Genomic DNA, 20,700 nt, shown 5'->3' on the forward strand with positions numbered 1-20,700 from the left:
GTCAGCTCACCACTCCGGTCATGACGCCCACGGGTACGGCGATGAAGCCGGCCGTGAGCAGCAGCGCGAGGACGTTGGCGGCGGTCTTCAGGGCGCGGTCGCGGGCGCGGCTGCCGACGCCGAGGGTCTGGGCGGCGCTCCAGAAGCCGTGCCGGATGTGCAGGCCGAGCGCGAGCATCGCGACGATGTAGATCACGTCGCCGTACCAGGTGGAGAAGGTGTCCACGACGTTCTGGTACGGGTGGCCGGGCTGGAAGCCGCCGGAGTGCACGGTGCCGGTGGTCAGGTCCAGGATGTGCCAGACGATGAACAGCCCGAGGATGATCCCGCCCCAGCGCATGGTGCGCGTGGCGTAGCTCGCCCGGGGCCTGGAGTGGACGTACTTGCTGGGCCGCGCCCTGATGTCGCGGCGGCTGAGCTGGTACGCGGAGGTGGCGTGGGCGACCACGGCGACGACGAGTACGACCCGGATGAGCCAGAGCGTCCACTCGTAGTGCATGAAGGGTTCGCCGATGGTGCGCAGCCAGTGGGCGTAGTGGTTGAACTCGCCCGCCCCGAAGTAGATCTTCAGGTTTCCGATCATGTGCGCCACCAAGTAGAGCAGCATGATCAGACCGCTGACGGCCATCACCGTCTTCTTGCCGACGGAGGAGTCCCACATCGTGCGCGCCATGGACGGCCGTCGGTCCGTCCGCGTTGCCAGAGCCATGGAACAGCACGCTAGGGCCGGACGTCCCGATCGGTCCAAGACATGGTGCGGCTCGTTTCCATAGGCTCGCGCTATCGTTGCTGTATGCAGCTCCAGCAGCTCCAGTATTTCGTGGCCGTCGCCGAGACCCGGCACTTCACCCATGCCGCCGAGCTGGTGCATGTGGCACAGCCATCGCTGTCGCAGCAGATCAAGGCGCTGGAGCGGGAGCTGGGCGCGGATCTGTTCCTGCGCGCGCGGGGCAACATCACGCTCACCGACGCGGGCGAGGCGCTGCTGCCGCTGGCCCGACGGATCCTCGCGGACGCGGACACCGCGCGGCAGGAGGTGCAGGAGCTGGTGCAGCTACGACGCGGCCGGGTGCGGCTCGGTGCGACGCCGAGCCTGTGCACGGGCCTGCTGCCGGATGTGCTGCGCACCTTCCACGACCGCTACCCGGGCATCCGGCTGATGATCGAGGAGGGCGGCTCGCACGACCTGGTGCGGGAACTGGCCCGCGGCGCGCTGGACCTCGCGCTGATCGTGCTGCCGCTGCCGTCGCCGTCGCCCGCGCTGACCACACGGGAGGTGCTGCGCGAGGACCTGGTCGTCGTCTCCTCCCCGGACGCGCCGGCGCCCGGCCGGGGCGGGCGGGTCGTGCACATCGCGGACTTGGAGCGGGAGCGCCTGGTGATGTTCCGGCACGGGTACGACCTGCGGGAACTGACCGTCGCGGCGTGCCGCTCCGCCGGGTTCGAGCCGGAGTTCGCGGTCGAGGGGGGTGAGATGGACGCGGTGCTGGGGTTCGTGCGGGCGGGGCTGGGGGTGGCGGTCGTACCCCGGATGGTAGCGACCAGGGCGGGCTTGGGGTTGCGCGTCACTCCGCTCGCCCGGCCGGGGTTGGACCGGGTGATCGCGCTGGCGCACCGCAGTGATGTGGATCCGCCGAGGGCGGCGCGGGAGCTGCAGCGGATGCTGCTGGAGCGGTGAGGGCGTTCGGGGCGGGATTGCGCCTGCCCCGGTAGCGCCCTCGCCGGGTGCGGGTGGCGCTGTGGCTCGGCGCGTGGCTCCCCGCGCCCTGGTGGGGCTGCGCCCTCCCACCCCGCTGTGCCCCACCACACCCCGCGATCACCCCGTCGCGTCCGCCAACGCCAGTTCATGCAGCCGCTCCGGTGGGCCGGGGCGGGCGTAGTACCAGCCCTGGGCCGTGTCGCAGCCCAGGACGCGGAGTTGTTCGGCCTGGGCGCCGGTTTCCACGCCCTCGACGGTGACGGCGAGGTCGAGGCTGTGGGCGAGGGTGACGATGCCCTCGACGATCTTCAGGTCCACGGGGTCGGCGGGGAACTGCTGCATGCCCTGGGTGAAGGAGCGGTCCAGTTTGAGGACGCTCACCGGGAGGCGGCGCAGGTTGGCCAGGTTGGAGTAGCCGGTGCCGAAGTCGTCCAAGGCGATGTCCACGCCCATCTCGGCGAGCCTGCGCAGGGGTTTGAGCAGATCGTCGTCGGCGCCGATGAGCGCGGACTCGGTGACCTCCAGGCACAGGGCGTCGGGGGTGACGCCCGCGCGTTCGAGGATGTCCACCGTGTCCTGGACCAGACCGGGGTGGCTGAGCTGGCACGGCGACAGGTTGACGTTGATCCGCAGCGGCCCGGCGTCCTGGCCGCCGTGCCGCTCCCGCCAGGCGCGGGCCTGCCGGATCGACTCCTCCAGGACCCAGCGGCCGAGCGGCACGATCAGCCCGGTGTGCTCGGCGAGCGGGATGAAGCGGTCGGGGCCGAGCACGCCGTGCTGCGGGTGCAGCCAGCGCACCAGCGCCTCGGCGCCGCGCACACTGCCGTCGCCGAGGTGCACCAGCGGCTGGTACTCGATGAAGAACTCGCCGCGTTCCAGGGCCGCGGGCAGCGCCGTGGTCAGGCCGTGCCGGGTGATGGCGCGGGCGTCCGCCTCCGGGTCGGCCAGCTCGAAGCGGTTGCCGCCCGCCGACTTGGCCCGGTACATGGTGATGTCCGCGCTGCGCAGCACCTCGGCGGCCGTGCGTTCGCCCGCCGGGCCCTCCACGATGCCGAGGCTGCCGCGCACCAGCAGGTCCCGGCCGTCGATGCTGATCGGGGTGACCAGCGCGTTCATGATCCGTTCGGCCAGCTCGTCCACGGTGCGCTCGGTGCCGGGCCCGGTGGTCAGCGCCACGAACTCGTCGCCGCCGAGCCGGGCGACCATCTCGCCGGGCGCGGTCGCACAGGACTGGAGGCGGTCGGCGACCTCCACCAGGAGCCGGTCGCCGGCCGCGTGGCCGAGGCTGTCGTTGATCGTCTTGAAGCCGTCCAGGTCGAGGTAGCACAGCCCGAAGCGCTGGCCGTCCCCGGCGGCGAGGACCTTCTCCAGCCGCTCGAAGAACAGCGTGCGGTTGGGCAGGCCGGTGAGCGCGTCGTGCGTCGCCTCGTACCGCAGCCGCAGGTTGAGCAGCCGGCGCTCGGTGGTGTCCTCCATGAGCGCGAGCTGGTACTGCGGGCTGCCGTCGGCGTCGCGCAGCAGGGAGACCGTGAGATTGGTCCACAGCACCGTGCCGTCGGGCCGGTTGAAGGCCTTCTCCAGGTGGTAGTGCTCGCGCTCGCCGCGGACCAGCTCGTCGTAGAGCCGCCAGGTCTGCGGGGCGTCGTCGGGGTGCGTCCAGTCCTGCACCCGGCGCCCGCGCAGCGACTGCTGGGTGAGCCCGAACATGCGCAGCAGCGCCTCGTTGACCTGGAGGATGTGGCCGTCCAGGTCGGCGATGCCGATCCCTATGGCGGCGCCCTCGAAGACCGCGCGGAACCTGGCCTCGCTCGCGTGCAGCGCCTGCGCCACCACGCCCTGGGCACGCAACGCGGCCTGGGCGATGGCCTCTTGCTCGGCGAGGGTACGGCGGCGCAGCGCGTGCGCGTAGCCCGCGGCCATCGCGTGCTGCAACCGCGAGGAACGCATGCGCAGTTCGTCCTGCGGGCCGTCCCCGCCGCAGTAGAGCACCAGGTAGGCGTCCACGCAGTCCAGGGTGCGCGCGAGCGCCTCGGGATCGGTGCAGTGCGCCTCGACCAGGGCGGCGCCCACCGCCTTCGCCGCCTCCGCGTCGAAGCTGCGGGTCCGCAGCAGTTCGCTCAACCGGCGTGCGAGTGGCAGGAGTTGTTCCTCGAACTCGGCACGGGTGAGCGACGTCGAGGTCACCGGGTACAGCGCCCGGCTCCAGATCGTCGTCAGCCGGCGCAGTCTGTCCTCCGGGCCGTCCGGTTCCGCGTTCACGCCGTACGCCCCACGCCGGCGTATCCGGCGAAGGCGAACGGATCCTCGTCCTCCGGCGCGGATTCCGGGCGCCAGAGCGGCATCGGCACCAGTCCGGGTTCCACCATGTCGTACCCCTCGAAGAACCGCGCGACCTCGTCGCGCGAGCGCATGATCAGCGGGTTGCGAATGTCCTTGTATACGTCCACCGCACCCTCGGCCCGCTCCGCGGACACGGGAATTCCCTCGTACGAGGCGTGGGTGAGGATCAGCATGCTGCCGGGCGCGAGCGCCTCGCGCAGCTCGGCAACCGCGCCGTAGGGGTCGTCCGCGTCTTCCACGAAATGCAGTATGGCAACGAGGAGGAGGGCGACTGGCCGGTTCAGGTCGATCAGCCGCTCGACTTCGGGGCTGGCGAGGATCTCCTGCGGCTTGCGCAGATCCGCCGCGGCCACGTCCGCGTTCTCGTTGCCCGCGAGCACGGCCTGGCTGTGCGCGACGGCGACCGGATCGTGGTCGACGTAGACGACATGCGCGCCGGGGACGGCGGCCTGGGCCACCTCGTGGACATTGCCGTACGTCGGGATGCCGGAGCCGATGTCCAGGAACTGGGTAATGCCCTCCTGGCCGGCGAAGCGTACGGCCCGGCGCAGGAAGGCCCGGTTGGCCTGCATCGTCTTGGGCAGCCCCGGCATGAAGTCCATGGCCTTGCGGGCGGCCTGCCGGTCGACCTCGAAGTTGTGCGAACCGCCCAGGTAGTAGTCGTAGATGCGCGAGACGCTCGGCACCGAGATGTCGATGCTGCGTGGGGCCCAGGCGGGACGCTCCATTATCGCTCCAAGGCGGGGATGTGGACGTAGGCGATCCGGTGTTCGAGCTGAGGCTACTGATCGCCCGCCAAAGGAGCGACCTGAACCGGAAATTGACCATCCGTTCCCGGTCACTGCCTGCGGGAAGTGCCCAACCGACCCCGCTCGGTGACCTTTTGGGGCCGCGGATCGCGTCGACCGCGGTCCACCGCACACCGTCGGGACGAGTGACATCCCGAGGGGTCCCGCGTTTGACGGCCCGGTGGCGTCGTCGCGCGGTGCGGGGGTCGAACGGCAGTGCCTTTTCGGCCATGTCGGACTCATCCGATCGTCAAACCGCTGATCGGCTTTATCCCTCCTTCGGACCAATACCGCCGCAGTGGGGGTTCCGGCCGCTCCGCGGGACCCATGATCTTCGGGTGCATGGACTCCACGTGACCCGACGCGCGCCCGCTCCACGGGTGTTGGCCCTGCTGGCGCTGGCCTGCGCGCTGACGGGCTGCCCGGTCGGCCACGCGTCGGCCGACGCCTGCGCGTACGCCTCCACCGGGCCGGACGGCACGGTGGCGGTGGCCTCGGCGGGCGATGTCTCGGTGTCGGTCTCGGGGGGCGGTACGCCGGCCTTCGCAGGCGGCGCCTACGCCTTCCGGGGCGGTACGCGGGAGGCGTTCGCCGGTGCCGGCGTCGCCGACGGTCCCCGGGCCCCGGCAGACGGTGCCTCGGTCGCCGCGGGGGGCGTCTCGGTGACCCTCTCCGGCGGCCGTCACCACTGGCCCGCTCCGCCGCGCCACCACCGGCCGCCGCACCGGCACTGCCCACCACCACCGCCCCCGCCGACGTGCCCGCCCACCCCGCCGCCGACGCCGACCCCTACGCCCACCCCGACACCCACTCCTACGCCGACCCCGCCTCCGCCGCCCGCGCCCAGGCCGCGGCCCACGCCGAAGCCCGCGCCGCCCGTCCGCGCGCCCCGGCCGACGCCCACCCCCACTCCCCCGCCCGCGCCGAAGCCCGTACCGGCGCCGAAGCCCGTGGCGAAACCGAAACCGAAACCAACGCCGCGGCCGGCACTGGCGCCGGTGAGCTTCCCGGCGTACCACCCGCATCCGGCCGCCCGGCCCGCACCGGGCCACACCGCGCCCGTCACCTACGTCCTGCTCATCGCCGTACCCGCGATCGTCGCCGTCGTGGCCCTGCGCCCGCGCTGACCCGCCGGGGCGCTCACCTCTGGAGGTAAACCGTTGTCGGATTGGCTTGTTCTCGTCCTCGGGATGCTCGGGGCCTGTGTCGTGGTGGTCCTCGTGACCTTCGTACGGCACCGGCGGGCACCCGAGGACGAGGACCCCAGCGAGACCCCGGACGTCATCGAGTACATGACGATGTGGATCGGCGTCATCTACGCGATCGTCCTGGGTCTGGCCATCGCGGGCGTGTGGGAGGCGCGTGACTCGGCCCAGAACTACGCGCAGTCCGAGGCGCAGGCGCTGCACGAGATCTCGGAGCGGGTGCGGGTCTACCCGCCCCAGACACGGGACCTCATCCGCGCCGATGTCAACTCCTATGTCAGCTATGTCGTGCACACCGAGTGGCCCACGATGGCGCGCCAGGAGCGTGTCACCGACCACGGGACCGCGCTGCTCCAGAAGGTCCGCGCGGACGTCACCGACTACCAGCCGAAGAACGACTTCGAGGCACAGGCGTACCAGCCGCTGCTGGACCAGATGGCCGCCGCGGACCAGGCGCGCAACGCGCGCGCGGACTCCACGGGCGCCACCATGCCGTCGGTGGTGTGGTGGGGGCTGCTCACCGGTGCGGTGATCACCGTCGGCATGGTGTTCGCGCTCCAGATCCGGCGCACCATGCGGGAGTTGATCCTGGCCGGGCTGTTCTCCGCGACCATCGCCTTCATGCTGTTCCTGATCTGGGACCTGGACGCCCCCTACAGCCGGGGCATCGCCGTGACCGCGGAACCGTTCCTGAATCTGTTTCCGGGCATCACGAGCTGACCGGTCCGGACAGCCGACTGCCCGGAGGGTGAAGCCCCGGACCGGCGGCCCGCGCACAGTGGCCGCCGGTCCGGGCGTTCTCCGGGTTCTCCCGTCCGGGTCTTCCCCTACGGGTCCCGTCGGACTCAGGTTCAGGCGCGCCGCTCGCCCCTGCGGCGCAGCCAGTAGGCCCCGCAGCCGATCAGGGCCACGCCGACCAGACCGCCGCCGATGGCCATGTCCGCGGTCGTCGCGCCGCTGGTCCTGCTGCCGCCGAGCCCGCCGTTGACCCCGCCGATCACCGTGAAGGCACGGGGCCGGGTGATGGTGCGGGCGTCGCAGCGCACGGAGAGGTCGTACCGGCCCGCGCGAGCGTTGCGGTTGACGTAGACGACGCCGCGCGCGGTGTCGTCGCGGAGCGGCGTCAGCGGGGCGGTGCGGAAGGCGCGGGAGGCCATCTCGCCGCCGCGCCGGCAGCCCTGCACGGTGACCGTCAGCCGGCCCCCGGCCGCGACCACGCTCGGGGAGACGACGATGCCGCGCAGCCCGTTGTCGCCGCCGAGCCCGTGGTCGCCGGGTCCGAAGTCGTCGCCCCGGCCGAAGTCGTCGCCCCGGCCGAAGTCGTCCCCTCTGCCGAAGTCGTCGCCCCTGCCGTTGCCGCTGATCCGGCCGTTGCCGCTGATGGTGCCGTTGAAGTGGCCCTCGAAACGGCCGTTTCCGCTGAAGCCGCCGTTTCCGTTGAAATTCCCGTTGCCGTTCCCGAAGTTGCCGTTCCCGTTCCCGAAGTTCCCGCCTCTGTTCCCGCCTCCGTTTCCACCTCCGTTCCCGTTTCCGTTCCCGAAGTTTCCGCCTCCGCCGCCCCCGCCGCCATTGCCGGGGTTCCCGCCCCCGCCGCCCCCGCCACCGATTCCGGCATTCCCTCCGACGCCGCCGATTCCGGCATTGCCGTTCCCGAAGTTGCCGACGCCGGTGCCCGGTCCGACGATGGTGCCCGAGCCGGTGCCCGTGCCTCCCGTGGTGCCGGCCCCGTTGCCCATGCCGTCCGCGACGGCCACGGGAGCGGCGAGCCCGAGCACGGCCACCGCGGTGCACGCGGCCGCCAGGGCGCGTTGGTTTCGCATGTGATCCTCCGCGGAAGGCACCCCGGGGCCCGTCCCCGGTCGATCGGCGAGAAAGCACCTCCCAGCCAAGACCCTCGGGTGAACGGAACACGCCCGCATGTCGAGAATGCTCCGTCCTGGTGATCCGACACTCCGCACGACAACCTGACAATCCGATATAGCCGCAGGTCACGGACCGTCAGAAAATTCCTGGGAACGGCAACTCGGATGGCGCACCACGAGGGTGCGGGGCCACCCGTTCGCCACTCGGCCCGTCGCCGCTCGTGCGCGCGGGACTTAGCTTTTTCCCATGCGCAACGCAGCGGACGACCGACGGTTCGAGAGGGGACGGCGCATGTCCGCGCCCCGGCTGTACCAGCCACCCCGGCTCGCCGAGGAGGACGAGGACGACGCCGAACGACGGCGGCGGCGCGCCCCCTGGGGCGTGATGGCGCTGCTGCTGCTCTCCGGTCTGGCCCTCATCCGCAACGGCTCGGGCGAGTTCGACGTCGGGCCGCCGCAGCCCGCCTCGGCGGCGGCCCCGGACACCCGCGCCCCGCAGAGCCCGCTGCCCACCGCGCCCGTGCCGCTGGCGTTCTCCGCGGCCGACCGGGTGCGCATCCCGGCGATCCACGTGGACGCGCCGGTCACGCCCGTGGGCCTCGACCCGACCGGCGCGGTGAGCGCGCCGCCGCCCGAAGTCCCGGATCTGGCGGGCTGGTTCACCGGCGCGGTCTCCCCCGGCGAGAAGGGCACCTCCGTCATCGTCGGCCATGTCGACAACCAGCAGGGCCCCGCCGTGTTCTACGGCCTCGGGGCGCTGAAGAAGGGCAACCGCGTCGAGGTCCTGCGCAAGGACGGCAGGACCGCGGTGTTCGAGGTCTACGGCGTCGAGGTCTTCTCCAAGGCCCAGTTCCCCGGCGACCGGGTGTACGGCTCGAAGGGCGCCCCGGAGTTGCGGGTGATCACCTGCGGGGGCGGTTTCTCCAAGCAGAACGGCTACGACGGCAATGTCGTCGTCTTCGCCCGCCTGGTCGCGGTCGCCTGAACCACCGCGGCCCGGCGGGCGGTCGGGCGGGGATCAGACGCGCCGGTTCGGCACCGTGAGGCGGTATCCGCTGTCGAGCAGATAGGGCAGCCACACCTGGATGGCCTCCACGGTCTGCGAACGGTCGCCCCCGGCGTCGTGCGAGAGGATCACCACGCCCGGCGCGGCGCCGCTCTCCACCCGGTCGATGATGACGTCGGTGCCCGGCGTGTCCCAGTCGGTGGTGTCGATCGTCCAGGCCATCGGCTCCATGCCCATCTCGGCGCCGAGCTGGAAGGCGGCCTTGTTCCAGGCGCCGTAGGGGGCGCGGAACCACTGCGGCGGCTCGCCGTAGGTCTTCTCGATGATGTGGCTGGTGCGTTCCATCTCGGACTTGATCTCCGAGCGGTCGAGGGTGGTCAGCAGGGGATGCGTCCAGGTGTGATTGCCGACGACATGGCCCTCCTCCGCCATCCGGGCCACCAGGTGCGGATTGGCCTCGACGCACTCGCCGCACAGGAAGAACATCGCGCGTACGCCGTGCTTGGCGAGGGTGTCCAGGATGTGCGGGGTGTAATCGGGGTTGGGGCCGTCGTCGAAGGTCAGCATCATCTGCCGGCCACGTTCGGAGATCCGGAAAATCGGTTCGGTGCGCACTTTCAGCTTGCGCGGCGCGGAGCGCGGCGGGCCGCCCCCGGTGAGCGGCCGGAGCCGGAAGGCGGAGGACTTCAGGGGCGCCTGACGGGCCTGGGGCCCGGGGACGGGCGCGGGGGCGGGGGCGGCGGCCCGTACGGCCTCCTCGCCGTCCTGCGCCACGACGAGTCCCGCCGTGCCCGCTGCGCCGAGGGCGGCGGCACCGGCGAGGAGCAGACGACGGCGTGTGAACAACTGATCTTTCTGCATGACTCATCAGTCGCCCCACAAGGCGTCGGCGCACCGCAACGGCGCGGCATGCGGGCGGTATTTCCACCCGGTCGGACCAGCGGGGGCGCCTGCGCGGAACCTTCCGGAGGCGGCTCTGGCGGTCTTTCGGCCGGCACGGCAACGGGCAGGGACGCCAGCCGAGTTGGCGGGGCGGCCTCGCCCGCCCCGGTGCCGGCGGCCGGGGCGGGCGCCGGACGGTCGGTGGCTGCGGCTCAGCGGTGGCGCACCAGCGGGAACGGCAGGGTCTCCCGGATCGGGAGGCCGGTGAGGAACATGACCAGCCGGTCGACGCCGAGGCCGAGGCCGCCGGTCGGGGGCATCGCGTAGTCGAGGGCCTGGAGGAAGTCCTCGTCCAGCTCCATGGCCTCCGGGTCCCCGCCGGCCGCCCGCAGCGACTGCTCGGTGAGCCTGCGGCGTTGTTCGACCGGGTCGGTCAACTCGGAGTAGGCGGTACCCAGTTCCATGCCGAAGGCGACGAGGTCCCAGCGTTCGGCGAGCCGGGGGTCGGCGCGGTGCTGCCGGGTCAGCGGGGAGACGGCGGTCGGGAAGTCCTTGTAGAAGGTGGGGAGTCGGGTGCGCGCCTCGACCAGCCGCTCGTACATCTCCAGGACGACGTCGGCGGGTCCGTCGTCCGCCGTGTACGGCACCGAGGCGCGGTCGCACAGCCGGTGCAGGCGCAGCAGTTCGGTGCCGGGGCCGATCTCCTCGCCGAGGGCCCCGGACAGGGCGCCGTACACGGTCTGCACCGGCCAGCGCCCGGAGATGTCGTACTCCTCGCTGCCCCTGCGGGCCACCGGGGCGCCGTGGGCGGCGACGGCGGCGCCCTGGATCAGTTCGCGGGCGAGGTCGAGCATCACGTCGTAGTCGGCGTACGCCTGGTACGCCTCCAGCATGGTGAACTCGGGGTTGTGCTTGGGTGAGGCGCCCTCGTTGCGGAAGGTGCGGCCGAGTTCGAAGACCTTCTCCAGGCCGCCGACGCACAGGCGTTTGAGGTACAGCTCGGGGGCGATGCGCAGGTACAGGTCGAGGTCGTAGGCGTTGCTGTGGGTGGTGAAGGGGCGGGCGTTGGCGCCGCCGTGGATCTGCTGGAGCACCGGGGTCTCGACCTCGACGTAGCCGCGGCTCAGCAGCCCCTGGCGCAGGGCTCCCACGGCGGCGGAGCGGGCGCGCAGCACGGCGCGGGCGGCGGGCCGGGTGACCAGGTCGAGGTGGCGCAGCCGGACCCTGGCCTCGGGGTCGGTCAGGCCCCGGCGCTTGTCGGGCAGCGGGCGCAGGCACTTGCCGGTGAGCTGCCAGGCGGTGGCGAAGACGGTGGGCTCGCCCCGGTCGCTGAGACCGCTCTCGCCGGTGACGGTGATGTGGTCGCCGATGTCGGCGTCGGCGGTGAAGCGGCGCAGCGCGGGGCCGCAGCGGTCGCGGGTGAGGGCGATCTGGTGGTCGCCGGACCAGTCGCGCAGCACGGCGAAGACGATGCCGCCGAGGTCGCGGACCAGCATGATCCGCCCGGCGACGGTGACCTGCTCGTCGGGCGGGACGTCGGCGAGGGCGTGGGTCGGGGGGCGGACGCCGACGGGGTAGGGATCGGTGCCCTCGGCGCGCAGCCGCTCCAGCGTCCGGCGACGGACGCGGACCTGGTCGGGCAGACCGGCGTCCGGGGTGGCGGGCGCGGCGCCGGTGCCGGGGGCGGTCGCGGGCGCGAGCTGCGGGGCCGGGGGCGCGGGCCGCGGGCCACTCCCGCGGTGCCCCTTGCCCCACAGGGTGCGCAGGGACGGTACGGAGACGAAGCCCTCGGCGATGCCGGAGGCCAGGCCGATGCGGGCGAGGGAGGCGGTCTCGCCGTAGCAGATGAAGCGCGGGTACCACTCGGGGTGGTACTTGGCGTTGGAGCGGTAGAGGGCCTCCAGCTGCCACCAGCGGGAGAAGAACAGCAGCAGCCGGCGCCACAGCCGCAGGACGGGCCCGGCGCCGATGCGGGCGCCCTCCTCGAAGACCGAGCGGAAGACGGCGAAGTTCAGGGAGATCCTGCGGATGCCCAACTTGGGTGCGGCCTCGCACAGTTCGGCGACCATGAACTCCACCACGCCGTTGGGCGCGGCGCGGTCGCGGCGCATCAGGTCCAGGGAGACGCCGTCGGTGCCCCAGGGCACGAAGGAGAGCAGCGCGAGAAGCCTGCGGTCCTCGCCGCAGGCCTCGACGAGCAGGCAGTCGCCGTCGGCGGGGTCGCCGAGCCGGTCCAGGGCCATGGAGAAGCCGCGCTCGGTCTCGGTGTCGCGCCAGGCGTCCGCCTTGTCGACGATCTCCTCCATCTCCCGTTCGCCGAGCGCGGCGTGGCGGCGGATGCGGCAGGTGGCGCCGGTGCGGCGGACCCGGTGCACGGCCTGTCGGGTGACGCGCATGTCCCGGCCGTCCAGGTCGAACCCGGCGACGTGCAGGATCGCCTCGTCACCGAGCTGGAGGGCGCCGAGCCCCGCGCGGGCGTAGGCGCGGGCGCCGTCCTCGGAGGCGCCCATCACGGCGGGCGCCCATGCGTAGCGGCGGGCCAGGTCCAGCCAGGCGGCGATGGCGTGCGGCCAGGCCTCCGGGTCGCCGACCGGGTCGCCGCTGGCCAGGCACACCCCGGCCTCGACGCGGTAGGTGACGGCGGCCTTGCCGCTGGGCGAGAAGACGACGGCCTTGTCGCGGCGGGTGGCGAAGTAGCCGAGGGAGTCGCGGTCGCCGTACGCCTTGAGCAGGTCGCGGATGCGGGCCTCCTCGTCGCCGTGCAGGGCGGCCTCCAGGCGCTGTGAACGGAACAGCGCGGCGGCGGCGTTGAGCAGGGCGAGGGCGCCGAGCAGACCGAGCACGAAGGTGACCTCGCGGGGCGGGTGTCCGGAGAAGGAGCTGCTGGAGACCAGCCCGCCGCAGACCCGGTCGGCGGCCCAGGCCAGGTGCTCGTCGGCCGGCAGGGTGCCCGGGAACAGCAGGACCAGGCCCCAGCCGACCAGGATGGCGGCGGCGAGCCCGGCGAGCAGGACGGCGAGGGCCCGCCACACCGCGCCGCGGCGGGAGGCGGCGTAGAACTCGCGGCGGGCGACGAGCAGCAGGACCAGCAGCAGGCCGCAGGGGATCAAGGAGGGCAGCGACTGGGCGTACAGGCCGAGGGCGAGGCCGAGCGCGTCGGTGAGGACGAGCAGGCCGAGATAGACGACGACCAGCCACCAGGCGATCCTCTTGCGGGCGGCGGTGGCCCCGGCCAGCAGGAACAGGAAGACCGCGTAGGCGAGATTGGCGCTGATGGGGACCAGCAGCAGGTCGATGCCCCGGACGAGCGGACGCAGCAGCCGGCGCAACGGCTCGATCAGGGCGATCGCCGCGCACAGCAGCCCCAGCCCGGCGAACAGCCCTCCGAAGGCCTCGGGCACCCATCCAAGCCGCCCACCGCCGTCCGGGGGACGCGCCCCCGTACCGTCCCTGCGCGCGGCGGGCTCCGCGGTGGCGGTCATGGTTCCGACTGTAGGGAGGGGGGCGGGGGATGCGCGCGTCGAGGCGCGGTCCGGGCGCGTCCCGCCGGTCCACGGGAAGCGGCCGTTCCGATAGCCTCGGGGCGTGACGGAGCAGCACGAAGAACACGCCCAGCGGTTCGAGCGGGGCACGGACGGGCCGAAGGTGATCCTGGTCGGGGTGGACGGCTCCGACTCCTCGATGCGGGCCGCCGCGTACGCCGGCGGTCTGGCCCGGCGGCAGCACGCCCTGCTCGCGGTGGTGTACGTGCAGCCGGTGCTGGCGGCCGGGGCGGCGCTCGGGGCGCCGGTGATGGAGACCGCCGACGAGATCGCCGAGGATCTGGTGACGCAGATCCGGGAGGCGGCCGAGCGGGTCCGCGGGATATTCGAGGTGCGCTGGGAGTTCCACACCTTCCGCGGCGACCCCTACGCCGGACTGGTGACGGCCGCCGAGCAGCTGAAGGCGGACGCGGTGGTGGTGGGCGCCTCGGAGCAGGCCGGGCACCGGATCATCGGGTCGGTGGCGGTGCGGCTGGTGAAGGCGGGACGCTGGCCGGTGACGGTCGTTCCGTAGCCTCGCGGGGCTCGCGAGGCTCGCGCAGGAGCAGCAGCGGGGTGGCGAGCAGCAGGACACCGGCGGCGGCGATGGCGGCACGCGGACCGGTGAGGCTCGCCAGCAGCCCCCACAGGGCGGTCAGCGCGGCCGTGGTGGCCTTGCCGGAGACCGACCAGGCGGACAGGGTGCGGGCGACCCGGTCGTCGGGGGTGCGCTCCAGGCGGCGGGTGGCGTACACCGGGCTGTAGACGGCCGAGCAGGTGATCACCCCGAACTCCAGGACCATCACCAGCAGCAGACCGGGCGCTCCGGGCCGGACGAAGGCCAGCCCCACGGGCCAGACGACGCGCAGGGCGCTCGCGGCGCGCAGCACCGCCTGCTGTCCGTACCGGGCGACCAGCGGGCGCGCCAGCCGTGCCCCGAGGAGCCCGCCGAGGCAGGGCACGGCGAAGGCGAGGCCGTACTGCCAGGGGGTGAAGCCGAGCGGGCCGAGCATCAGGACGGCCAGCTGGGGTGCGGCGACCATGATCAGGGCGTTGGCGGCGAGGTTGTTGAGGAACAGGGGCCGCAGGGCCGGGCTGGTGAGGATGTGCCGCCAGCCCTCGACGAGGTCGGCGGCGCGCAGGCGTCCGGCGCCGGCGGGTGCGGGGCGCGGCTCGCCGTCACCGACGGCCCGCAGGCCGAGGGCGGACAACAGGAAGCTGACGGCGTTCGCCAGGACGGTCGTCACGGGTCCGAACAGGCCGATCGCGGCGCCGCCCAGGGGCGGTCCGAGGACGAGGGCGGTCCAGTTCGTGGACTCGAACCGGGCGTTCGCGGTGAGCAGCCGGCCGGCGGGCAGGAGCGTCTTCAGGAAGGCGCCCGAGGCCGCGTTGAAGGTGATGTCGGCGGCGGCGACGATCACGGAGACGGCGAGCAGCTGGCCGAGACCGAGACCGCCGAGGGCGTAGGCGGCGGGGAGGGTCAGCAGCGCGGCGCAGCGGACGAGGTCCATGGCGATCATCACCGGCCGCTTGCGCCGGAACTCCACCCAGGGGCCGAGCGGCACCGCCAGTACGGCGCCCACGGCGGGGCCGATGGCGGCGAGCAGGGCCACCTCGGCGGGCCCGGCGTGCAGCGCGATGACCGCGATCACCGAGAACGCGTCGAAGGCGAGATAGGTGCCGAGCGCGCTCACCGTGTACGCGGCCCACAGCCACCCGAACCGCCGACCCAGCTTCATGCACAACCTCCCGTTGACCGGGGACATGAAAACCACCAGGTGGGCCACGTATCAAACAACCGGGGCGATACCCGCCACAACCACGGGTTGTACGGCGTCGGGCGGTGGCTACGATGACGGGGTGGACCTCAAGGCCGTACGCACCTTCGTCGCCGTGGCCGACACCGGGCAGTTCCAGGAGGCGTCGGCCGTCCTCGGCATCACCCAGCAGGCCGTGTCCAAGCGGATCGCGGCGCTGGAGAAGGAGTTGGGGGTACAGCTGTTCACGCGGACGGCGCGCGGGGCGCGGCCGACCATCGACGGGCAGGCGTTCCTGCCGCACGCCCGCGAGCTGCTGCTGGCCGAGGAGCGGGCCGCGGCCTCGGTGCGGCCCGGCCGACGGGCGCTGCGCGTCGACGTGGTCGGGGCGCGGCTCGGTCCGGCGGGGCTGCTGCGCGACTTCCACCGGGCGCATCCGGAGACGGCCCTGGACGTGGTGACCCTGTTCGACGCCGACACGGCCGTGGCCGCCGTCCGCGCGGGCACCATCGACGCCACCTTCCGCGCGGTCGGCACCCGGCTGCCCGAGGGGTTGCGGGCGGCGCGGGTCTTCGACGAGCCGGTACAGCTGCTGACCGGCCCGCGGCATCCGCTCGCCGGGGCCCGGGCAGTGACCCCGGCGCGGCTGGCGGGGTACCGGATCTGGATGCCGGGCCTGGTGGCCGGCACCGAGTGGGCCGCCTATTACGCGGCGCTGGCCGCCGAGTTCGGGCTCAGCATCGACTCGGTGGGCCCCGACTTCGGCTCGGAGGCGCTGCTCGACACGATCGCGGACTCCGCGTCGCTGGCCACGCTGGTCGCCGAGGGCATCCGGCTGGTCTGGCCGCAGGGCCACGATCTGCGGCGGATCCCGCTCACCGACCCGACGCCGGTCTATCCGCACTCCCTGGTGTGGCAGGCGGCGAACGCGCATCCGGGGCTCGCCGCGCTGCGCGCCCATCTCGCCGAGCGGCCGCCCGCCCGCCCGTCCTCGCGTGCGTGGACCCCGGCCTGGGCCGTGCGTGGCGCCTTCCCAGCACGGCGCCCCTGAGCCATCATGATCCGCCGTCAGCCGTTTGCCGTCGGCGAAGAGGTGAGGCGTATGGCACGACTCCGCGCGGGTGAGGGCATTCTCCGCCGCAAACCCATCGAGCACATCGAGGACACGGAGGTCGGCGAGGGGCCCCGGCTGGAGCGGTCCCTCGGGCTGTGGCAGCTCACCGCGATCGGCGTCGGCGGCATCATCGGCGCCGGGATCTTCACCCTCGCCGGTACGGTCGCCAACGGCACGGCCGGCCCCGCGGTGCTGGTGTCCTTCCTGATCGCCGGGGCGGCGAGCGCGTGCGCGGCGCTGTCGTACGCCGAGTTCGCCGGGCTGATCCCGAAGGCGGGCTCGGCGTACACCTACGGCTACGCGGTGCTCGGCGAGTTCGCGGGCTGGTTCATCGGCTGGGACCTGCTCCTGGAGTACACGGCGATCGTGGCGGTGGTCGCGATCGGCATCTCCGGCTACTTCGGCTTCCTGGTCGAACAGATGGGCGCGAAGCTGCCGCACTGGATGATGGGCGCGCCCGGCACCGGCGCCGGGCACCGGGTGGATCTGTTCGCGGTGCTGCTCTGCCTGCTGATCGCCTGGCTGCTCAACCTCGGCATCCGCAGCGCGGCCCGCTTCGAGACGATCGTGGTCGCGGTGAAGGTGCTGGTGGTGCTGCTGGTGATCGGGGTCGGGGTGTTCCACATCGACAAGGCGAACTACCACCCGTTCTTCCCCTACGGGATCGGCGGCGCCTTCACGGGCGCGGCCACAGTGTTCTTCGCGGTGTTCGGCTACGACGCGATGTCGACGGCCGCCGAGGAGTCGAAGGACGCGCAGCGGCACATGCCGAGGGCGATCATCTACTCGCTGATCATCGCCATGGTGCTGTACGTGGCGGCCTGCCTGGTACTGACCGGTATGCAGAACTACAAGCACATCGACAAGGAGAGCGGGTTCAGCACGGCGTTCAAGTCGGTGGGCCTCGACGCCCTCGCGGACGTGATCGCGGTGGGCGCCATCATCGGCATCCTCACGGTGATGTTCACGTTCATGCTAGGCGTGACCCGTGTGTGGTTCTCGATGTCGCGGGACGGGCTGCTGCCCCGCTGGTTCGCCAGGACGCATCCGACGCGGCACGTGCCGACGCGGGTGACCTGGATCGTCGGGGCGGCCTCGGCGCTCATCGCCGGGTTCCTGCCGATCGGCGAGGCCGCCGAGCTGACCAACATCGGGATCCTGCTGGCGTTCGTGGTGGTGTGCGTGGCGGTGATCGTGCTGCGCAGGCGGCGCCCGGACCTGCCGCGCGCCTTCCGCACGCCGTGGGTGCCGTTCGTGCCCGCGCTGGGTGTCGTCTTCTCGGTCTGGCTGATCACCTTCCTCCAGTGGCAGACCTGGGTGCGGTTCGCGGTGTGGTTCGCGCTCGGCTGCCTGGTCTACTTCACCTACTCCTACAAGCGTTCGGCGCTGGCCGAGCGGCACACCGGCTGATCACTCCCCCATGACCAGGCCGTCGGCGGCGGCGCCCCGGCTGAGCACCACCTCCCGGATCCGCTCGCGGACCCCGGCGAGGTCGGCCCCGCCGGCGACGGCCCGGCCCACGTCGACGACGCGCCCGGCGTCGAGGTCGTACATCTGCGGCACGAACTCGGCCCGCGTCACCCGCCAGCGCTCGCCGGGGCGCGCGGGCGGGGCGAAGGTGAAGCGGGCGAGGGTGGACTCGTCGCCGCGCGGGTCGCGGGAGCCGTCGCCGCCGTCCAGTTCACCGGGGATCTGATCGCCGAGGCCGTAGACCACCCAAGTGCCGTTGACCTTCTCGTACGGCTGCGGGACATGGGTGTGGGAGCCGAGGATCAGGTCGATGTCCGGGCGCCGGCCGTCGGCGGAGGCGGTCAGCCTGTGGGCGAGGGCCGTCTGGTCCTCGGTGGGGGCGTCGTCGCCGCCCGAGCCCCAGTGCAGGGAGACGACGACCACGTCGGCGCCGGCCTTGCGGGCGGCGCGGGCGTCGGCGATGATCCGGTCGGCGTCGACCGGCGCGAGCGCCCAGGGCTGCCCGTCCGGCAGCGGCTGCTCGGTGCCGAAGGTGTACGACAGCTGCGCGACCTCGGCGGAACCGGCCCGGTACCGGGCCGGGCGCCGGGACTCCTCCGCGCTGCGGGCGGTGCCGGTGTGCGCGAGGCCCGCCGCGTCCAGGGTGTCCAAGGTGCCCCGGATGCCGTCGGCGCCGTTGTCCAGGGCGTGTTCGGAGGCGGTGGCACAGCCGTCGTAGCCGGTCAGGGCAAGGTCCTGGGCGAGCTGCGGCGGGAACAGCGGGGCCGCGCCGCCGGCGCCGTCCTCCAGGTGGCACAGCGCCAGATCGGCGCCGTGCACGAGGGGTTCGACGCCGAAGAGCATGGGCCGGAAGTCGTAGCCGCCGCCGGAGGCGTCCGAGGAGGCGCGTTCGAGAACGGCGGGGTGGGTGAGGATGTCGCCGGTGGCGACGAGGGTGAAGCCGCGCGCCGCGGGCGGCCCGGCGGCGCCGCCGCGGACGGGGTCCTGGCGGACCTGCTGGGCGCAGGCGGCCGCCGCCGTGAGGACGGCGGTCAGGGCCAGGGCCACCTGGTGTCTGCGTCCGATCATCGGCTCACCCCTCGGGATCTGCGTCGGTACGTCAGTACGGCTGTCGTATTTACCGACCTTGCCGTGACGGGCCTATGGGTATGAAGCCGACTCTCCGTCCAAACGGTGCGGGTCCTCTCATTGACCCATCCGGTGCCCCGACGCGTCGCCGGTACGGCCGGATCGCCCCTCCCGCGCGGGCGGCTGTGAAGACTCTCACGCCCCGCCACCGTGACGCGCCGGCCCTCGCGTACACCCGCGGGGCCGGTGGGGCGCGAGCGGCGCGCGCCCTCGCCATTCCGGCCGGTACCGTGAGGTCTCCGGGCGTACGACGCGCTCCGCGCCCCGACCGAGAGCCGCCGGATGACGCGGCCGACCTGGACCGAAACCGGGGGTCAGGTCAAACCTCGGCAAAGCGCCTTGCTGTGGGCCTCGTTGGGCAATGGGCTGTCCTCATCCGTGTTCCGGGCGAGGGCGGGTCACCGGGGATCGGGCGACCGTACGCACCGGAGGAAGGGCAGGAAGGAAATGCCGCACACAGGTCACGAGGGCACCGACGGCGCGGACGGCGCCGGCGGTGGTGAACTGGTCGTTCCCATGGCGTGGTTGTACGCCGAGTACATCGCCGACGAGCTGCTGCGCACCGGCGATCTGATGCCGCCGACGTCCTTCGAGTTCCGGGCGGGCCGGGACGCGCTGGCGCTGACCGTCTTCCTGTCCGACACCGAGGGGGAACTGTCCGGCATCCGGGTGATCTCCCAGCTGGACAACTGGCTGTCGCTGACCGCCTGCGACCATCCGTGGCAGGACTGGGTACGCGCCCGCATGGCCGACCTGACCGCCCGGGCCGCCGGCGTTCCGTCACCGGATCTGGCCCTCGCCCAGGATGCCTGGCGCTGGCTGGAGGAGACCGAACTGCTGGCCACCGACCTGGACGCGGTACCGGGCCGCGGCGCGCCGTCCGAGGAGGAGGACGGCCCGAAGGTGTGGACCCCGGCGTGGCAACTGGGTCTGCCGCTCGGCCACTTGGCGATCCATCTGTTCTGAGACCGGGGGCGCGGCCGCTGTTCTCGGGACCGGCCGCCCGGCCCCTCACTTCAGCAGGCGGGACAGTCTGCGGTCCGCGAGCGGCTTGCCGCCGGTCTGGCAGGTGGGGCAGTACTGGAGGGAGGAGTCGCTGAAGGAGACCTCGCGGATGGTGTCGCCGCAGACCGGGCAGGGTTCGCCGGTGCGGCCGTGGACCCGCAGGCCGCTCTTCTTCTCGGACTTCAGACGCCCCGCCGCCACGCCACGGGACCGCTCGACCGCCTCGGTCAGCGTGCCGCGCAGCGCCTCGTACAGGTGGTGGGTCTCCTCCGGGGTGAGGGAGGCGGCGAGCTTGAAGGGGGACATCTTCGCCGCGTGCAGGATCTCGTCGCTGTAGGCGTTGCCGACGCCCGCGATCAGGGCCTGGTCCCGCAGGGCGCCCTTGAGCTGCCGGCGCTCGCCCTTGAGGAGCGCGGCGAAGCGTGCCTCGTCGAAGTCGGCGGCGAGCGGGTCGGGGCCGAGGCGGGCGATGCCGGGCACCTGCGCCGGATCGCGGACCACGTACACCGCGAGCCGCTTTTGCGTGCCGGCCTCGGTGAGGTCGAAGCCCTCGCCGGTCTCCAGCGCCACCCGCAGCGCGAGCGGGCCCTTGCCCGGCTTGGGCGGTCCGTCCGGCAGCCGGTCCTTCCACTGGAGCCAGCCGCCGCGCGCCAGATGCGTCACCAGGTGCAGCCCGCCGTCCGCCGCGAGGTCCAGGAACTTGCCGTGCCTGCGCACCCCGGTGACGCGGGCGCCCTCAAGGGCGGTGACGGGAGGGTCGTACGTCTTCAGCACGCTGACGGCGACCGGCAGCACCCGCGCCACCCGCAGGCCCACCAGGTGCTCGGTGAGGAAATCCGTCAGCGCTTCCACCTCGGGCAGTTCCGGCATACGTCCAGAGTGCCACCCGGCACCGACAACGCCCCCCGGCTCACCCGCCCGGC

The 20,700-nt window shown here is 72.9% G+C and carries 17 protein-coding genes; 8 read left to right on the forward strand and 9 right to left on the reverse strand.

What is annotated here, in order from left to right; translation table 11 throughout:
• Position 1: 1 nt before the first annotated feature.
• Positions 2-673 (reverse strand): succinate dehydrogenase, encoded by a 672-nt coding sequence (locus ACE4Q9_RS03625; RefSeq protein WP_397987104.1) that lies wholly within the window; start codon positions 671-673, stop codon positions 2-4.
• Positions 674-793: 120 nt separating this feature from the next.
• On the opposite strand from ACE4Q9_RS03625, the gene ACE4Q9_RS03630 reads away from it, so the two are divergent.
• Positions 794-1,678, forward strand: coding sequence for a LysR family transcriptional regulator (locus tag ACE4Q9_RS03630; protein ID WP_397982759.1), 885 nt, complete (start codon positions 794-796; stop codon positions 1,676-1,678).
• A 138-nt stretch (positions 1,679-1,816) separates the two neighbouring features.
• Here the strand turns inward: ACE4Q9_RS03630 and ACE4Q9_RS03635 are convergent, their stop codons facing one another.
• The gene (locus tag ACE4Q9_RS03635) at positions 1,817-3,958 is read right to left on the reverse strand and encodes a putative bifunctional diguanylate cyclase/phosphodiesterase (RefSeq protein WP_397982760.1); all 2,142 of its coding nucleotides are present in this window, start codon (positions 3,956-3,958) and stop codon (positions 1,817-1,819) included.
• Complete coding sequence (locus tag ACE4Q9_RS03640) at positions 3,955-4,767, reverse strand: SAM-dependent methyltransferase (protein ID WP_397982761.1); 813 nt, start codon at positions 4,765-4,767, stop codon at positions 3,955-3,957. Before ACE4Q9_RS03640 ends, ACE4Q9_RS03635 begins: the two co-directional genes overlap by 4 nt.
• Positions 4,768-5,825: 1,058 nt before the next feature.
• On the opposite strand from ACE4Q9_RS03640, the gene ACE4Q9_RS03645 reads away from it, so the two are divergent.
• Together ACE4Q9_RS03645 and ACE4Q9_RS03650 are read left to right on the forward strand one after the other, a co-directional pair.
• Positions 5,826-5,954, forward strand: coding sequence for a hypothetical protein (locus tag ACE4Q9_RS03645; RefSeq protein ID WP_397982762.1), 129 nt, complete (start codon positions 5,826-5,828; stop codon positions 5,952-5,954).
• A 33-nt stretch (positions 5,955-5,987) separates the two neighbouring features.
• Positions 5,988-6,752: a hypothetical protein gene (locus ACE4Q9_RS03650; RefSeq protein ID WP_397982763.1), complete on the forward strand. Its 765-nt coding sequence runs from the start codon at positions 5,988-5,990 to the stop codon at positions 6,750-6,752.
• A gap of 131 nt (positions 6,753-6,883) precedes the next feature.
• Here the strand turns inward: ACE4Q9_RS03650 and ACE4Q9_RS03655 are convergent, their stop codons facing one another.
• A complete protein-coding gene (locus ACE4Q9_RS03655) occupies positions 6,884-7,852 on the reverse strand; it encodes a hypothetical protein (protein WP_397982764.1) in 969 nt (322 codons plus the stop codon).
• Positions 7,853-8,186: 334 nt separating this feature from the next.
• Here ACE4Q9_RS03655 and ACE4Q9_RS03660 point away from each other — a divergent pair, with 334 nt between their 5' ends.
• Positions 8,187-8,879 (forward strand): class F sortase, encoded by a 693-nt coding sequence (locus tag ACE4Q9_RS03660; RefSeq protein WP_397987105.1) that lies wholly within the window; start codon positions 8,187-8,189, stop codon positions 8,877-8,879.
• Positions 8,880-8,912: 33 nt separating this feature from the next.
• Here ACE4Q9_RS03660 and ACE4Q9_RS03665 read toward each other — a convergent pair whose 3' ends face one another.
• Positions 8,913-9,761, reverse strand: a complete 849-nt coding sequence (locus ACE4Q9_RS03665; protein WP_397982765.1) for a polysaccharide deacetylase family protein — start codon at positions 9,759-9,761, stop codon at positions 8,913-8,915.
• Positions 9,762-9,994: 233 nt separating this feature from the next.
• Positions 9,995-13,264, reverse strand: coding sequence for a bifunctional lysylphosphatidylglycerol synthetase/lysine--tRNA ligase LysX (lysX, locus tag ACE4Q9_RS03670; protein ID WP_397982766.1), 3,270 nt, complete (start codon positions 13,262-13,264; stop codon positions 9,995-9,997).
• Positions 13,265-13,367: 103 nt separating this feature from the next.
• Here lysX and ACE4Q9_RS03675 point away from each other — a divergent pair, with 103 nt between their 5' ends.
• Positions 13,368-13,838, forward strand: coding sequence for a universal stress protein (locus tag ACE4Q9_RS03675; RefSeq protein ID WP_397982767.1), 471 nt, complete (start codon positions 13,368-13,370; stop codon positions 13,836-13,838).
• On the opposite strand, the gene ACE4Q9_RS03680 is transcribed toward ACE4Q9_RS03675, so the two are convergent.
• Positions 13,774-15,042 carry an MFS transporter gene (locus ACE4Q9_RS03680; RefSeq protein WP_397982768.1) on the reverse strand — a complete coding sequence of 423 codons (1,269 nt, stop codon included), beginning with the start codon at positions 15,040-15,042 and terminating at the stop codon, positions 13,774-13,776. The two genes, ACE4Q9_RS03675 and ACE4Q9_RS03680, sit on opposite strands and share 65 nt — an antisense overlap.
• Positions 15,043-15,163: 121 nt before the next feature.
• Between ACE4Q9_RS03680 and ACE4Q9_RS03685 the strand changes: the two genes are divergently transcribed.
• Both ACE4Q9_RS03685 and ACE4Q9_RS03690 read left to right on the forward strand, forming a co-directional pair.
• A complete protein-coding gene (locus ACE4Q9_RS03685; RefSeq protein ID WP_397982769.1) occupies positions 15,164-16,111 on the forward strand; it encodes a LysR family transcriptional regulator in 948 nt (315 codons plus the stop codon).
• A 51-nt stretch (positions 16,112-16,162) separates the two neighbouring features.
• Positions 16,163-17,584: an amino acid permease gene (locus tag ACE4Q9_RS03690; RefSeq protein ID WP_397982770.1), complete on the forward strand. Its 1,422-nt coding sequence runs from the start codon at positions 16,163-16,165 to the stop codon at positions 17,582-17,584.
• Here ACE4Q9_RS03690 and ACE4Q9_RS03695 read toward each other — a convergent pair whose 3' ends face one another.
• Positions 17,585-18,712, reverse strand: coding sequence for a CapA family protein (locus tag ACE4Q9_RS03695; RefSeq protein WP_397982771.1), 1,128 nt, complete (start codon positions 18,710-18,712; stop codon positions 17,585-17,587).
• Positions 18,713-19,219: 507 nt separating this feature from the next.
• On the opposite strand from ACE4Q9_RS03695, the gene ACE4Q9_RS03700 reads away from it, so the two are divergent.
• Positions 19,220-19,738 (forward strand): hypothetical protein, encoded by a 519-nt coding sequence (locus tag ACE4Q9_RS03700; protein WP_397982772.1) that lies wholly within the window; start codon positions 19,220-19,222, stop codon positions 19,736-19,738.
• 45 nt (positions 19,739-19,783) lie between these two features.
• On the opposite strand, the gene ACE4Q9_RS03705 is transcribed toward ACE4Q9_RS03700, so the two are convergent.
• Positions 19,784-20,647, reverse strand: coding sequence for an Fpg/Nei family DNA glycosylase (locus ACE4Q9_RS03705; protein WP_397982773.1), 864 nt, complete (start codon positions 20,645-20,647; stop codon positions 19,784-19,786).
• Positions 20,648-20,700: the final 53 nt, after the last annotated feature.

Origin of the sequence: Streptomyces sp. AM6-12 (genome assembly GCF_044327085.1) — a bacterium.
Classification (GTDB): domain Bacteria; phylum Actinomycetota; class Actinomycetes; order Streptomycetales; family Streptomycetaceae; genus Streptomyces.

What these genes read in the sequence shown, in the direction of transcription:
- ACE4Q9_RS03625 (WP_397987104.1), bottom strand. Translation starts at nt 673, where the DNA reads ATGGCGCGCACGATGTGGGACTCCTCCGTCGGCAAGAAGACGGTGATG.
- ACE4Q9_RS03630 (WP_397982759.1), top strand. Translation starts at nt 794, where the DNA reads ATGCAGCTCCAGCAGCTCCAGTATTTCGTGGCCGTCGCCGAGACCCGG.
- ACE4Q9_RS03640 (WP_397982761.1), bottom strand. Translation starts at nt 4,767, where the DNA reads ATGGAGCGTCCCGCCTGGGCCCCACGCAGCATCGACATCTCGGTGCCG.
- ACE4Q9_RS03655 (WP_397982764.1), bottom strand. Translation starts at nt 7,852, where the DNA reads ATGCGAAACCAACGCGCCCTGGCGGCCGCGTGCACCGCGGTGGCCGTG.
- ACE4Q9_RS03660 (WP_397987105.1), top strand. Translation starts at nt 8,187, where the DNA reads ATGTCCGCGCCCCGGCTGTACCAGCCACCCCGGCTCGCCGAGGAGGAC.
- ACE4Q9_RS03665 (WP_397982765.1), bottom strand. Translation starts at nt 9,761, where the DNA reads ATGCAGAAAGATCAGTTGTTCACACGCCGTCGTCTGCTCCTCGCCGGT.
- lysX (WP_397982766.1), bottom strand. Translation starts at nt 13,264, where the DNA reads ATGACCGCCACCGCGGAGCCCGCCGCGCGCAGGGACGGTACGGGGGCG.
- ACE4Q9_RS03680 (WP_397982768.1), bottom strand. Translation starts at nt 15,042, where the DNA reads ATGAAGCTGGGTCGGCGGTTCGGGTGGCTGTGGGCCGCGTACACGGTG.
- ACE4Q9_RS03690 (WP_397982770.1), top strand. Translation starts at nt 16,163, where the DNA reads ATGGCACGACTCCGCGCGGGTGAGGGCATTCTCCGCCGCAAACCCATC.
- ACE4Q9_RS03695 (WP_397982771.1), bottom strand. Translation starts at nt 18,712, where the DNA reads ATGATCGGACGCAGACACCAGGTGGCCCTGGCCCTGACCGCCGTCCTC.
- ACE4Q9_RS03700 (WP_397982772.1), top strand. Translation starts at nt 19,220, where the DNA reads ATGCCGCACACAGGTCACGAGGGCACCGACGGCGCGGACGGCGCCGGC.
- ACE4Q9_RS03705 (WP_397982773.1), bottom strand. Translation starts at nt 20,647, where the DNA reads ATGCCGGAACTGCCCGAGGTGGAAGCGCTGACGGATTTCCTCACCGAG.